This is a genomic window from Hymenobacter lapidiphilus (genome assembly GCF_003417065.2).
Classification (GTDB): domain Bacteria; phylum Bacteroidota; class Bacteroidia; order Cytophagales; family Hymenobacteraceae; genus Hymenobacter.
The window spans coordinates 121,690-134,782 of sequence record NZ_QVLT01000005.1 but is presented as its reverse complement, the minus strand read 5'-3'; the positions used below and the strand labels follow the sequence as shown (position 1 = coordinate 134,782).

Here is a 13,093-nt window from a genome sequence, read left to right as displayed (position 1 = left end):
AAAACCTACGCTCCGAAACGCTATTCTTCTTCCGTTACGTGGCGGTACGCATTGACGAGCTTGTGGCCTTTGAGCGTAACCATGCCCAGCAGGAAGTGCTCGTTGCAGGCCATCTGCACCCGGGGCTGGTCGAAGCAGTCGTGCGGAAATATATCGGGGTCAAACAGCACGTCAATCTGGGCCAGGCGCAGGCGCGAAAGCACTTCCACATCAAGGTCGGGCCGGTAGAGGCCCTCAGCCTTGCCCCGTTGCAGGTTAGCCTGAATCTGGGTGAGGATGTACTGGTTCTTGTGGTCGTGGAATAGCTGCCAGGCCCCGGGATGGTACTTGCGCAGGTCGTGCACGGTGTTGGGGTTCACCTCGGAAAACCGCCGCTTGGCCCACTCCATCATGCGCACCATCTCGTCCACGGCGTTTTCGGCGACGCCGGTAATGCCGGCACACTCCCCCTGCACCCGGCAGAGGTGGCCCCCAATCACACCCGAAACCAAGTCGTCCTTGTTATCGAACCACTTGTAGAGCGTTTTTTTGGAGATGCCCAGGTCGGAAGCAATGTCATCCATCGACACGCTTTTTATCCCGTTACGGGTAAAAAGCAGCAGGGCAGATTGCAGAATTCGGTCTTTGATTTCCATAATGAGAGTGCAAAGATACGCAGGAAACTTTTAGTGAGTTGCGAGTTTCCATATATATTTTCGAATCCTTCCTTCCGCCTGTCCGCCCGCTGCTTCAGCAGCTACCTAATAGCGGGCGCCCCAGGCTTCGGAAGATGCCTGAGCGACCATGGCCGTTTTTGCCGCTGGCCGCTTTGGGCCGAAGCCGTAACTTGCCCGTTCTTCAACTCTTCTCCCCCATGAAAATCCGCACTGGCTTCGGCTACGACGTTCATCAGCTTCAGGAAGGGCTGCCTTTCTGGCTCGGCGGCATTCTGGTGCCCCACACCCACGGCGGCCTCGGCCACTCCGACGCCGACGTGCTCATCCACGTTATCTGCGACGCGCTGCTGGGCGCGGCCAACCTGCGCGACATCGGCTTCCACTTCCCCGACACCGACCCGCAGTACAAAGGCGTCGACTCGAAGCGTCTGTTGGCCGAAGTTGCGCGTCTGTTGCACGAGAAAGGCTATACCATCAGCAACATCGACTCCACCGTTTGCCTCGAAGCGCCCAAAATCAACCCCCACATTCCCGAAATGCAGCGCGTGCTGGCCGAGGTAATGGGCATTGACGCCGACGACGTCAGCATCAAAGCCACCACCACTGAAAAGCTCGGCTTCGTGGGCCGCCGCGAAGGCGTGGCCGCCTACGCCTCGGTGCTGATTGTGAAAAACGGCTAAGCCACCGCTTCTTAACCAATCCAAGCGTCCAATTCCCTCCAACAAACCCATGCTTAAACCATCCCACTTCGCCTACCTGCTGGCGGCGGGCTTCACGGCCGCTTCCTGCGCCACCCAGCAGCCGCTGACTAAGGGCGCAGCCGCCACTGCCACCACTGCCACCACGGCTACTGCCGTGGCTACTCCCGGTGCAACGGCTGCCACCGCGGGCCTGGCCCGCACTTACGCCGAAACCATCACCCAGGCCGACCTGCGCCAGCACCTCACCATCTTGGCTTCGGATGAATACGAGGGCCGCGAAACCGGCGAGAAAGGCCAGAAAATGGCCATGGACTACCTCGCCAAGCAGTTCGCCGACCTCGGCCTGCAGGGCCCGGTAAAAGGCTCCGACAACCCCTACGTTCAGCACTTCACGATGGTGCGCGGCAGCTGGGCCGATGGCGCCACACTTAAAATCGGGAACGATACTTATAAGTGGCTCACTGATTTCTACGCCCTCGGCGGCCAGGGTTTCGCGGCCCCCACGGCCGTGCAGCCCGTATTCGCGGGCTACGGCATCGAGCAGGACGGCTACTCCGACTACGCCAGCCTGGGCGACGTGAAGGGCAAGGACCTGCTGATTATGCTGGGCGAGCCCCAGACCACCAAAGGCACCGCGCTGCTGGGCAAAGACGGCCAGAACAGCAAGTGGGGCCAGGATTACCGAGCCAAGCTGACTATGGCCGCCCAAAAGGGCGCCCGCTCGGTATTCTTCGTCGATTTCGACCCCAACAGCAACTTCAGCAAGCTGGCCGCCCGCATGGCGCCCTACATCAGCCGGCCCAGTATTGCCTTCAAGGATGCCAAGCCCGGCACCACCCGGCCAACCGCCTACTTCGTGTCGCCGGCCGCTGGCTACAAGCTACTGGGTACCAATGCCCAGACGGTGCCCAAGTATGCCGCCGCCGTAACCCAGGCCGGCAAGCCGGTCGTGAGCCCTTTCCGACCCGCTAAAGCCACGGTACTGGCCGCGCGCAAAAACGAGGATTTCGTGACGGAAAACGTGATGGGCTACCTCGAAGGCACCGACCGCAAGGACGAGCTGGTGATTCTGTCGGCCCACTACGACCATATCGGCATCATCAACGGTGAGGTGCACAATGGTGCCGACGACGACGGCTCGGGCACGGTAACGGTGCTGGAAATGGCGCAGGCCTTTCAAAAGGCCAAAGCCGAGGGCCACGGTCCGCGCCGCAGCATCCTGTTTCTGGCCGTAACGGGCGAAGAAAAAGGCCTGTTAGGCTCCGAATACTACACCGACCACCCGATTTTTCCGCTCGAAAACACGGTAGTCGATCTGAACACCGATATGGTGGGCCGCACCGACAAGGACCACGAGGGCAAACCCGAGTACGTGTACGTTATCGGCTCCGACAAGCTGAGCTCGGAACTGCACACCATCGTGCAGGCCCAGAACGAGATGTACACCAAGATAGACCTCGACTTCCGTTTCAACGACCCCGAGGACCCCAACCGCTTCTACTACCGCTCCGACCACTACAACTTCGCCAAGCACGGCATTCCGGTGGCCTTCTTCTTCAACGGCGTGCACGACGACTACCACGCCGCGGGCGACGAAGTGGAGAAGATCGAGTTTCCGCAGATGGAAAAGCGCGCCCACCTCGTGTTCTACACTGCCTGGGACCTGGCCAACCGCGACAAGCGCATTGTGGTGGACTCGAACAAGAAGTAGATTTTTAGAAGTGAGATATAGAACGTCATTCAGAGCACATGGCGCATAGAGTCAGGGACGAAGAATCTCGCGTGCTGACGTCAAGTTTCCATTACAACATCAGCACGCGAGATTCTTCGTCCCTGGCTCTATGCGCCATGTGCTCTGAATGACGTTCTATATCTCCTTCTCACTCTTAAGCAGACAAAAACCCGCCGAACCGATTCTGGTCCGGCGGGTTTTTATATTTGTCTGACCCTGTTCAACGACGCCCTATTGCCATGAAGCCGACTGCCGCCCCCGCCCCGACCAAAGCCGCCCAGTTCCTCGTCGATACCGACCGCAAGGCCTTCGACCTGGAGCACCGCCGCAAAATCCGCTTCAACATTGGTAAGTACAACACGGCCGTAACCACCGGCATGGGCTTCTATGCCGACCATGAGCTGGCCCGCAGCCGGGCTTCGTACCTGAAAACGGAGGTCATCAATCACCTCGATGAGTACCTGCTGCAGTTCGAGGAGAACTTTACCAAGCGCGGCGGCCAGGTGATTTGGGCGCGCGATGCGGCGGAGGCCCTGGCCGAGGTAGGCAAGATTATGGAGCGCCGCCAGGCCCGCACTGTGGTAAAGGCCAAGAGCATGACCACCGAGGAAATTCACCTCAACGCGTATCTAGAAAAGCGCGGAATCGAGTCGGTAGAGACAGATTTGGGCGAGTTCATCGTGCAGCTCAACGGCGAGCGGCCCTACCACATCGTTACGCCGGCCATGCACCTAAGCAAGGCTGATATTGCCGACATCTTCGTCAAGCACCTCGGCATTGCCCACACCGATGACGCCCAGGAGCTCGTGCTCACGGCCCGCCACCTGCTGCGCGACAAGTATACCGCGGCTGAGGTGGGCATTACGGGCGGCAACTTCCTGGTGGCCGATACGGGGGCGGTCTGCGTGACGGAAAACGAGGGCAACGCCCGCCTCTCGGCCACTTTCCCACACACGCACATTGCCATTGTGGGCATCGAGAAGGTTATTCCGCGGCTGCGCGACCTGGATTTGTTCTGGCCGCTGCTCAGTACCAGCGGCACCGGCCAGCAGCTGACGGTGTACAACACTATATACACCGGCCCGCGCCAGCCGCTGGAAAAGGACGGCCCGGAGGAGATGTTCGTGATTTTGCTCGATAACGGCCGCACCAACCTGCTGGCCCAACCCGAGCAGCGCGAGGCCCTCAACTGCATCCGCTGCGGCGCCTGCCTGAATGTGTGCCCGGTGTACAAGAACATCGGCGGCCACAGCTATGAGGCCACTTACTCGGGGCCCATCGGCTCGGTGATTACGCCCCACCTCTCGGGCCTGGAGGAAAACAAGCACCTGAGCTTAGCCAGCAGCTTGTGCGGGGCCTGCACTTCGGTGTGCCCGGTGAAGATTCCCATTCACAACCTGCTGCTCAAAAACCGCCAGCAGAGCGTGCAAGCCGGCTACACCGACCCCGAGGAACGGCGCGCCATTGGCCTCTGGCTGCACGGCATGAAGCACCGCTGGGTCTGGGACCTGGCTCCGGCCGCGGCCAAAAACTGGGTGCTAAGCCGCCTGCTGGGCCAGGTCGGCTGGAGCAAGCGCCGCGACGCCGTACAGGTAGCCCCCAAAACGTTCCGCCAGCTATGGAAGGCGCGGAAGTGAAGCTTCCTAATATTGAGAAGCTTTAGGAACAGTAGCTTATCATTTTAGAGATAATAGTGCTTGCCAACTCCAGCGGGCCATAGGCAGTAAAAGGCAGGCGGCCTGCTGCTGCGCCCCCGGAGCTTATGCTGGATATTGTACTGCGCGCGCTAGCCTTGGTCGGCGGCATCTTTCTGGTGATAAGCACCCTGTTTGGGGCCGTGCGCTCGTTCGTGCTGCCCCGCAACGACAACGTGCTGCTTAGCAGCTGGGTGTTTCGCAGTATCCGGGTGCTGTTCAGTGCCGTGGCCAGCTTGGGCCGCACCTACGCTCAGCGCGACCGAGTAATGGCTCTCTACGCTCCCATCGGCCTGATTATGCTGCCGATAGTGTGGCTGGCGCTGCTGAGCGTGAGCTACACGCTCATCTTCTGGGCATTGGGCGAGGGCCATCTGGGGCGCTGTTTCCGCATCAGCAACAGCTCGTTGCTTACGCTGGGCTCGGAGGAACCCAGCCATAACATGTGGGCTAATATCGTCTCGTACTCCGAGGCGACGCTGGGCCTACTGCTGCTCACACTGCTCATTTCCTACCTGCCTACCATGTACCAGGCTTTCTCGCGGCGTGAGCAGACGGTGGCCCGCCTGGATCTGCGGGCCGGCGGCAAGGCCTCGGCTACTGAGCTTATCCGCTGGCTCGACCGCACCAATGCCCTGCAAGACAACCCGCAGCAGTGGCAGGACTGGGAGCAGTGGTTTATCGAAATCGAGGAAACCCACACTTCCCTGCCTATCCTGTCGTTTTTCCGCTCGCCTCAGCCCGGCCGCTCCTGGGTAACCACTGCCGGCGTCATTCTCGATACGGCCGCCCTCATCACCAGCAGCCTCGACCAACAAGCCAACCCGCACTTGCAGGTGTGCTTTAAGGCTGGCTGCGTAGCCTTAAACAGGGTGGCCCGCTTCTTCAAATTTGAAGAAGATGCAGCACACTCGCCCGAAGACCCGATCACTCGCGCTAGCTTTGCCCGGGCCCACGAGCAACTCCGTGAAGCCGGCCTCGACCTACACCCCGAAGATGAAGCCTGGAAGCAATACCACGAGCTTCGTCGCCGCTACTCTCGCGCCGTCGTCCATCTGGCCCGCATCACTATGAACCCAGGCAGCGAGCTGGACAACGACTGGTTGGCAAACAAGGACAATGGGTGAGTTGGTGGCGGAGTATTCGGCCTATCACTATGGGGCGACTTCACCAACTTACCCTGTTATCCAACTACTTATTCGCCGTCCTCGTCCGGCAGAATCTGCACGTCCTGCACGAGGACCATTTTCTCGATTTCGCGGCCGCGGGGGGTGTTGGCGAGGCCACCGAGGGCGGTTTCCTTATAACGGGTTTCCATGCTCTCGCCCACTTCGCCCAACGCCGCCACGCACTGGTCTACGGGAATTACGGGGTCGACGCCGGCAATGGCAATCTGGGCCGAGCTGAAGGCAATGGCGGCGGCCGAGGCGTTGCGCACCACGCAGGGCACCTCCACGAGGCCCGCCACCGGGTCGCAGATGAGGCCCAGCATGCACTGGATAGTAATGGCGACGGCCGCAAAAACCTCTGACACCGAGCCGCCCAGGCAGTACACAATGGCGCCGGCACCCATGGCCGCGGCCGAGCCGGTTTCAGCCTGGCAACCGCCCACGGCGCCGGCCAGCGAGGCATTCTGCTCAATGATGAGGGCAATGCCGGCCGCCACCAGCAGCCCTTCCAGAATAGAGCGGTCTTCCAGCTTATGAATATCCTGGAGCGTAACCAGTACACCGGGCAAAATGCCCGAGGCGCCGGCCGTGGGCGCGGCCACCACCCGGCCCATGCACGAATTCACTTCCTTCGCCCCCAGCGCCCGCGTAACCAGGTTTTTAAACTCGGGCGACAGCACGGTGATGGGCGAGGCGGCAATTTTCTTGGCCCCATTGTTCACCATGCCCGAGCGCGAGGTCATGTCCTGGGTCAGGCCGGTGTGCACGGCGTCGCGCATCACATCGTAGGCCCGTTGCAGGCCGTCCCAAATCTGCTCTTCGGTCCGGCCCTTCTGCTCAATCTCGTAGGTGAGGACGGGCTGGAAAAGCGGTTCGTTGGTCGACGAGCAGTGAGCCTGCCAGCTGTGGAAATTGGTGAAGAGCAGGGACATGGGCGGGGTGGGAAAGTGGGACGAGGCAGAGCTTCGCTCCCAGTGGCTGGGAAGTGGATACGCGCATAACCAGGGCGGCGCGGTGGGGGTGCAAAAATCGGCATAATTTACTCGGCCCGCGCTATCCGGCCCCGGCCTTTCGGGCCGGGGCACAATGGCCGCGGCCTGCGCTGGCGCAGCAAAGCCCTTCCGCAAGGTGCGAAAGGGCTTTTAACCGAATTTCCAGGGTTGATTAGGGGGCTTACGCTTCCTGCTTTTCGCTCACCAGCTTCACCGAAGCCGAGTTGATGCAGAGCCGCACGCCGGAGGGCGCCGGGCCGTCGGGGAAGGCGTGGCCCTGATGGGCGTCGCAGGCGTTGCAGAGTACCTCAATGCGCGTCATGCCGAAGCTGACGTCCTTTTTGTACCTGAGGGCGTTTTCGGTGATGGGCTGGGTGAAGCTGGGCCAGCCGGTGCCTGAGTCGAACTTGGTGCGCGAGTCGTAGAGCGGCGTATCGCAGCCGATGCAGGCGTACAGGCCCGCCTCGTGGGCTTCGCAATGCTCGCCGCTGAAAGCCCGCTCGGTGCCGTGCTCGCGCGCAACGTGGTACTGCTCGGGCGTGAGCTGAGCGCGCCACTCGGCATCGGTTTTCTCCACGCGCTTATCGGGGGCCGGGCTGCCATGATTGGCCAGCCGGATAATATCGTTCCAGGTTTGCATAAGGTGGTCGGGTTGAATGGGTAAATGCAGCCCGCAGGCTCCTGCTACAAACGCGCCGACCGGGCCGGAAGTTTCTGGCGGACTACCCGGGCGGATTTTTGGTGGCTGGTAGCATCTATCGGAGCCGGCCATTGGTATACAGCGTATGAAACTCCTCTCTCCCATCCAGACCCGCGCCCTCGACCAGGCCACTATCAAAGCTCAGAACATCACCTCGGTCGACCTGATGGAGCGGGCCGCCGACGCCGTTACCGATTGGCTGCTCGATGAACTGCTGCTCGATTACGACACCGAAATCCACGTGTGCTGCGGGCCGGGCAACAACGGCGGCGACGGACTGGTGGTGGCCCGCAACCTGCACCGCGCTGGCTACCCCGTGCGCCTCTGGCTGCTGCCGGCCGCCCGGCACTCGGCCGACTTCACCCACCAAAAGCAGCAGCTCCCCGCCGGGCTGATTGGCCAGGAAATCGACCCCGCTAAGCTGCCCGGCATTCCGGCCACGGCGGTAGTGGTCGATGCGCTGTTCGGCACCGGCCTGAGCCGCCCGTTAGAGGGCGTGGCCGCGGCGCTGGTGCGGCACCTCAACGACTCGGGCGCAACGGTGGTGGCAGTGGATATGCCCTCGGGCCTTTATGCCGACGCGCCCCAGCCGGCCGACTGCGCCGTTGTGCGGGCGGCTTATACGCTGAGCTTCGAGCTGCCCAAGCTGGCCTTCCTGCTGCCCCAGAACGCCAATTTTGTGGGCGACTGGCGGCTGCTGCCCATTGGCCTCGACGCGCAGACGCTCCAGGACACGGCGGCCGATAGGCACTTTGTGACGGCTGATGAGCTACGGGGGCGACTGCCGAAGCGGCCGAAATTCAGCCACAAGGGCACCTTTGGGCACGCGCTGCTGCTGGCCGGCAGCAAGGGCAAAATCGGGGCGGCGGTGCTGGCTACCCAGGCTTGCCTGCGGGCGGGCGTGGGGCTGATGACCACCCGCGTACCGGCCGTGGGCTACGATATCCTCCAGATATCAGCCCCAGAAGCCATGTGCCTGGCCGACCCGGCTACCGACTTCATCACCGAGCTTCCCGACCTGACGCCCTATGCCGCCGTAGGCATCGGGCCGGGGCTGGGGCAGCACGACGGAACCCGCGCGGTGCTCCAGCAGTTGCTCGAAACGGCTAAGGTTCCGCTCGTCATCGACGCCGATGCGCTTAACCTGTTAAGTGCCTACCCCGAACTGCAGAAGCTGCTGCCGCCCGACTCGCTGTTCACGCCCCACCCCAAAGAGTTCGAGCGCCTCGTGGGCGAGCCCGCCCACGACGACTACCACCGCCTCGAACAGCTCCGCGACTTCACGGGCCGCACCCGCTGCTACTGCGTGCTCAAAGGAACCTACACCGCTCTGGCCACGCCCGACGGCAACATCTACTTCAACAGCACCGGCAACCCGGGCATGGCCAGCGGTGGCAGCGGCGACGTACTTACCGGCCTGCTGCTGGCGCTACGGGCCCACAAAGGCATTTCGCCCCTCACTGCGGCGCTCGTAGGCCTGCACGCCCACGGCCGCGCCGCCGACCTGGCCCTGCCCCACACCGGCCACGCCGGCCTGCTCGCCTCGGACATCGTGCGGTTTATTGGGCCGGCGCTGCAGGAGTTGATGGATTGAGTGAGTTGGGAGGAAAAAGAACGTGGTCATGCTGAGCGGAGCGGAGTCGAAGCATCTCTACCGCAATGGTAAACTCAACGACAGAATTGCCATTGCGGTAGAGATGCTCCGCTCAGCATGACCACGTTCTTTTCTATCCCCTTCTGCCCGACCCCACTCTCTTACCGTCCCACCGCCAGCCACACGGCTACGAATTGCACGACCATTACCCCATCGGTGAGCAGGGCAAAATAGTAGTCGGGGCGCGACTCTTCGGCGAACCAGATGACGGCGGCGGCCAGCCCCAGCGGCGCCACCAGCGCCACGGCGTGCGCCACCGATACGCCGGGCGGCACCAGCAGCGCGGCAGCCAGCAGGGCCACCAGCCCCAGCCATTTGGTAGCCCGGATGCCCAGCATACCCGGAAACGTGCGGGTACCAGTCAGCCGGTCCTTGCTGTAGTCGCGAATGTCGAAAACCAGCGCCAGGGCCAGAATGAGCAGGAAGCGGCGGGCGAAAAGCACCAGCACCACCGGCGACGCCCAGTCGCGGCCCAGGTACAAGGCAGGTATCCAGACGGTGACGGCCGACCAGACGTAGGCGATGAGGAACACCTTGAGTAGCGGCAGGTCGCGCAGGGCCCACCAGCGGCCCCGGCGGCGCCACAGCGGCATCGAGTAGAGCACCGAGATAAGCGCCAGGTGGCCGCCGAACAGCGTGAGGGGCAGCAGTCGGGCATGGGTCAGGTACAGCCACCCCGCCGCCGCGCCGGCCGCTACCGTGAGGGCCAATAGCTGGTGACGGTGGGCCCGAATCCACTGCTTGCGGCGGGTGGCGCCGGGCAGCTGGCCGTGCTTGTAGGGCAGCACGCTGTCGAGGTTGTAGAGGAAGAGGGTGGCGGCGAATATCAGCCCGCCCAGCCGTACCGAGATATGAACGCCCCAGAACAGAAACGTCGCCCACATCAGCCCCAGGGCCGCCACCGAAAGCCACACGCTGCTGTAGAGCACCGCATTGAGCACCTGCCGCCACCCGGCCAGCGGCAGGGTTGGGGTTTCGGAAGTAGGGCGGGCGGCTTGCATGGGAGCAAGTTAAGGCGTGGCGGGGGGCTACGAAAGCGGTGGCAGGCGGTCGGCAGAACGATGTAGGGGCGGGGCCTGCCCCCGCCCGCCGTTGAACGACCCCACTGATGGCTCTCAACCGGCCAATGGGATTTGTTCAACGGCGGGCGGGGGCAAGCCCCGCCCCTACGTCGTGCTGGTTGTGCTTCTAGCTCTTCGCTCCTACCTCCTCCTTGGCCAGTACAGCCTCGTGGTCGTTGCCGTTGGGGAAGGTTTCGTTGTAGAGACGGATGCTCTCGTCGATGATGCGGTAAGCCTCCTCGCGGGGCAGGAAGCGCTGCACCGTTACCGACTTGTGCTCCAGGGCCTTGTAGTCTTCGAAGAAGCGCTGCATTTCGCGCAGCGTATGCGGCGGCAGGTCGTCGAGCTCGTTGTAGTGGTTGACGGAGATGTCGTGGGCGGCTACGGCAATGATTTTGTCGTCCTCCTCGTCGCCGTCCACCATCTGCATCACGCCGATAACCTTGGCCTCTACGAGGCACATGGGCACGATTTCCACCGAGCACAGCACCAGAATATCCAGCGGGTCGTTGTCGTCGCAGTAGGTTTTGGGGATGAAGCCGTAGGCGGCCGGGTAATGCACGGCCGAGAACAGCACGCGGTCCAGTTTCAGCATGCCGCTGTCTTTGTCCAGCTCGTACTTGGCCTTCGAGCCTTTCGGGATTTCGATGATGCCGGTAACGGTTTGGGGGACGTTGTCGCCGCGGCTTACGTCGTGCCAGGGGTTAAATTTGGCCATGTGTTTTTTGGAGCTAGTAGCTGAGAGCTAGTAGCTGTTAGCTTGAAATGAGTAAATACAGAAAGGTTGGCAGGCTACGCCAAACCGGCAGCGTTATCCGCCAGCCGGCCTATACGGGAAACAAAGGTAAGCAGTCGAAAGCCCAAGTCTGAACAAAAGCTAACAGCTACTAGCTTTTAGCTAACGGCTCAAAAAACCCTACCAGCCCAACACTTCGCGCAACGGCTCGCCGGTGTTGGCGCTCGGCTCCTGAATGTGCAGCCAGCGCGCCAACGTGGACGCAATATCGGTAATCTTCACCGGAGCCGACGACTTGCCCGGCTTCACGCCCCAGCCCCAGAACAGCATGGGAACGTGCGTGTCGTAGGAACTGCCCGAGCCGTGGGTGGTGCCCTTGTTGATGGGGTAGGCGTACGATTCCAACCAGCCGGCGGCAATTACCACCAGCACGTCGCCGCTGCGCTTGGGGTAGTAGCCGTTTTCGAGGTACATCAGCAGCCCGCTTTCCCAGTGCGACTTCTGCACGTCTTCGGCGGCCAGCGCCCGCGTTACGCCCGAGAAACCCAGCATCAGCTCGGCCGTCAGGCGCTGCACCGTGTACAGGTCGAGCTTTTTTTGGGCGATGAGCGGGCGGTTGAGGTACACCTGCTGGTTCTCGTAGCTCTGCACCCACTGGCCGGGCCCCAGCCGGCGCACCAACTGCTGCTGCAGCGAGTCGCGCATGAGGCGCGGGCCCACCGAGCCGGCCGGCAGCTTGTGTTCGAGCAGGAAGTTGGGCGAGTGGGCGGCACCGTGGTCGGCGCTCAGAAACACCAGCGCCTGCCGCTTGCCCACCGTGCGGTCGAGGTAGTCAAAGAGGCGGGCCAGGTCCTGGTCGAGGCGCAGGTAGGTATCCTCGGCCTCAATCGAGTTAGGCCCGAACTGGTGGCCGACGTAATCGGGCGAGCTGAAGGACAGAGCCAGAAAGTCGGTGGTGCCGCGCTGGCCCATCTGCTCGGCCTGCATGGCTGCCAAAGCGAAGTCCAGGGTCAGCGAGTTGCCGAAGGGCGTCGAGCGCACGAGGTCGAGGTTGCGGATGGGGGCCGTTTTCTCGCCCGTGGCCTGCAACGCGCCCTTTACGGCGGCCGGCAGCCGGGCGCTCAGCGTCGGCAGGTCGTGCGGGAATACCGGCCGCTCCTCGCCCCGGAAAGCCGCTTCCCAGGCCACATCGTCGGCGGTGCTTTCGGTGTACTGGGCAATGGGCAGCAGCGTGTTCCAGGGCTGGTCGAGGTACTTGGCGGCCCGGCCTTCGGCATTGAACGTAGCGGCCCAGGCGGGCAGCTGCTGCATGTAGTGGGTGCTGCTGATGAAGGCGCCGTTGGTGCCGTCGTACCAGTAGGCGGCGTTGGCGGCGTGGCCGGCGGGCAGAATCGAGCCCCGGTCTTTGATGCACACACCAATCACCTTGCTCTCGAAGTTGGTGGCCAGCCGCAGCTCGTCGGTGATGGTGGTGGCCAGCATGTGGGCCGGCGACTGTTGGCCGGCTTCCAGCGAGCCGCCCACGGGCTGCACCGTTTTGTCTTCGGTTACGTAGGTGGCCCGGCCGGTTTCACGCACCAGCCAGTTATTGCCGATGATGCCGTGGCCCGAGGGCGTGGTTCCGGTATAAATGCTGGCGTGCCCCGGCCCGGTGTAGGTGGGCACGAAGTTGAAGTGGGCATTCTCGTAGCTGAACCCTTCGCCCAGCAGCCGCTTGAACCCGCCCTGGCCGTATTTGCTCCAGTAGCGGTAGAGGTAGTCGTAGCGCATCTGGTCCACCACAATGCCCACCACCAGCTTCGGGCGTTCCAGCGTGGCGGCGGTGGGCTTCTTCTTCTGGGCGAGGGCGGGCAGCGCCAATGTGGCGGCCAGCAGCAGGGTCAGGCTTCTTTTCAAGGCAAAGGTCGATAAGGCCGCCGCCCGAGGACGACGGGCGGTTCAACGGGTAAAGGTAACGGGAAGGGCCGGGACTGACGTAAGGGAGAAACAGAACGAAAA

At 62.5% G+C, this 13,093-nt stretch carries 11 protein-coding genes; 5 read left to right on the top strand and 6 right to left on the bottom strand.

The genetic code is table 11. The features are described from left to right. Window positions 1-20: 20 nt before the first annotated feature. Window positions 21-635, bottom strand: a complete 615-nt coding sequence (locus tag D0N36_RS04680) for a TetR/AcrR family transcriptional regulator (RefSeq protein WP_116940214.1) — start codon at window positions 633-635, stop codon at window positions 21-23. A gap of 218 nt (window positions 636-853) precedes the next feature. On the opposite strand from D0N36_RS04680, the gene ispF reads away from it, so the two are divergent. The 4 genes from ispF to D0N36_RS04660 all read left to right on the top strand — a co-directional run bounded on the left by ispF (window position 854) and on the right by D0N36_RS04660 (window position 5,910). Then, entirely contained in the window at window positions 854-1,336 is a 483-nt protein-coding gene (gene ispF / locus D0N36_RS04675) for a 2-C-methyl-D-erythritol 2,4-cyclodiphosphate synthase (protein WP_116940212.1), read from the top strand. Window positions 1,337-1,385: 49 nt separating this feature from the next. Next, window positions 1,386-3,068, top strand: coding sequence for a M28 family peptidase (locus D0N36_RS04670; protein WP_116940210.1), 1,683 nt, complete (start codon window positions 1,386-1,388; stop codon window positions 3,066-3,068). A gap of 260 nt (window positions 3,069-3,328) precedes the next feature. After that, entirely contained in the window at window positions 3,329-4,726 is a 1,398-nt protein-coding gene (locus tag D0N36_RS04665) for a LutB/LldF family L-lactate oxidation iron-sulfur protein (protein ID WP_116940208.1), read from the top strand. A 125-nt stretch (window positions 4,727-4,851) separates the two neighbouring features. Beyond that, window positions 4,852-5,910 carry a hypothetical protein gene (locus D0N36_RS04660; protein ID WP_116940205.1) on the top strand — a complete coding sequence of 353 codons (1,059 nt, stop codon included), beginning with the start codon at window positions 4,852-4,854 and terminating at the stop codon, window positions 5,908-5,910. A 68-nt stretch (window positions 5,911-5,978) separates the two neighbouring features. Here D0N36_RS04660 and sdaAA read toward each other — a convergent pair whose 3' ends face one another. Both sdaAA and msrB read right to left on the bottom strand, forming a co-directional pair. Beyond that, complete coding sequence (gene sdaAA, locus D0N36_RS04655) at window positions 5,979-6,884, bottom strand: L-serine ammonia-lyase, iron-sulfur-dependent, subunit alpha (RefSeq protein WP_116940203.1); 906 nt, start codon at window positions 6,882-6,884, stop codon at window positions 5,979-5,981. Between the two features lie 241 nt (window positions 6,885-7,125). Continuing rightward, window positions 7,126-7,584, bottom strand: coding sequence for a peptide-methionine (R)-S-oxide reductase MsrB (gene msrB, locus D0N36_RS04650; protein WP_116940201.1), 459 nt, complete (start codon window positions 7,582-7,584; stop codon window positions 7,126-7,128). 145 nt (window positions 7,585-7,729) lie between these two features. Between msrB and D0N36_RS04645 the strand changes: the two genes are divergently transcribed. Then, window positions 7,730-9,238: an NAD(P)H-hydrate dehydratase gene (locus D0N36_RS04645; RefSeq protein ID WP_116940199.1), complete on the top strand. Its 1,509-nt coding sequence runs from the start codon at window positions 7,730-7,732 to the stop codon at window positions 9,236-9,238. A gap of 161 nt (window positions 9,239-9,399) precedes the next feature. Here the strand turns inward: D0N36_RS04645 and D0N36_RS04640 are convergent, their stop codons facing one another. From D0N36_RS04640 to pafA, 3 genes are all read right to left on the bottom strand, one after another. After that, window positions 9,400-10,299, bottom strand: coding sequence for a UbiA family prenyltransferase (locus tag D0N36_RS04640; RefSeq protein WP_116940197.1), 900 nt, complete (start codon window positions 10,297-10,299; stop codon window positions 9,400-9,402). Between the two features lie 187 nt (window positions 10,300-10,486). Further along, the gene (locus D0N36_RS04635; RefSeq protein ID WP_116940195.1) at window positions 10,487-11,077 is read right to left on the bottom strand and encodes an inorganic diphosphatase; all 591 of its coding nucleotides are present in this window, start codon (window positions 11,075-11,077) and stop codon (window positions 10,487-10,489) included. A gap of 198 nt (window positions 11,078-11,275) precedes the next feature. Next, window positions 11,276-12,991, bottom strand: coding sequence for an alkaline phosphatase PafA (pafA, locus tag D0N36_RS04630; protein WP_116940192.1), 1,716 nt, complete (start codon window positions 12,989-12,991; stop codon window positions 11,276-11,278). Window positions 12,992-13,093 lie beyond the last annotated feature (102 nt).

Coding starts and splice junctions, on each gene's coding strand:
- D0N36_RS04680 (WP_116940214.1), bottom strand. CDS start 635: ATGGAAATCAAAGACCGAATTCTGCAATCTGCCCTGCTGCTTTTTACC.
- ispF (WP_116940212.1), top strand. CDS start 854: ATGAAAATCCGCACTGGCTTCGGCTACGACGTTCATCAGCTTCAGGAA.
- D0N36_RS04670 (WP_116940210.1), top strand. CDS start 1,386: ATGCTTAAACCATCCCACTTCGCCTACCTGCTGGCGGCGGGCTTCACG.
- D0N36_RS04665 (WP_116940208.1), top strand. CDS start 3,329: ATGAAGCCGACTGCCGCCCCCGCCCCGACCAAAGCCGCCCAGTTCCTC.
- D0N36_RS04660 (WP_116940205.1), top strand. CDS start 4,852: ATGCTGGATATTGTACTGCGCGCGCTAGCCTTGGTCGGCGGCATCTTT.
- sdaAA (WP_116940203.1), bottom strand. CDS start 6,884: ATGTCCCTGCTCTTCACCAATTTCCACAGCTGGCAGGCTCACTGCTCG.
- msrB (WP_116940201.1), bottom strand. CDS start 7,584: ATGCAAACCTGGAACGATATTATCCGGCTGGCCAATCATGGCAGCCCG.
- D0N36_RS04645 (WP_116940199.1), top strand. CDS start 7,730: ATGAAACTCCTCTCTCCCATCCAGACCCGCGCCCTCGACCAGGCCACT.
- D0N36_RS04640 (WP_116940197.1), bottom strand. CDS start 10,299: ATGCAAGCCGCCCGCCCTACTTCCGAAACCCCAACCCTGCCGCTGGCC.
- D0N36_RS04635 (WP_116940195.1), bottom strand. CDS start 11,077: ATGGCCAAATTTAACCCCTGGCACGACGTAAGCCGCGGCGACAACGTC.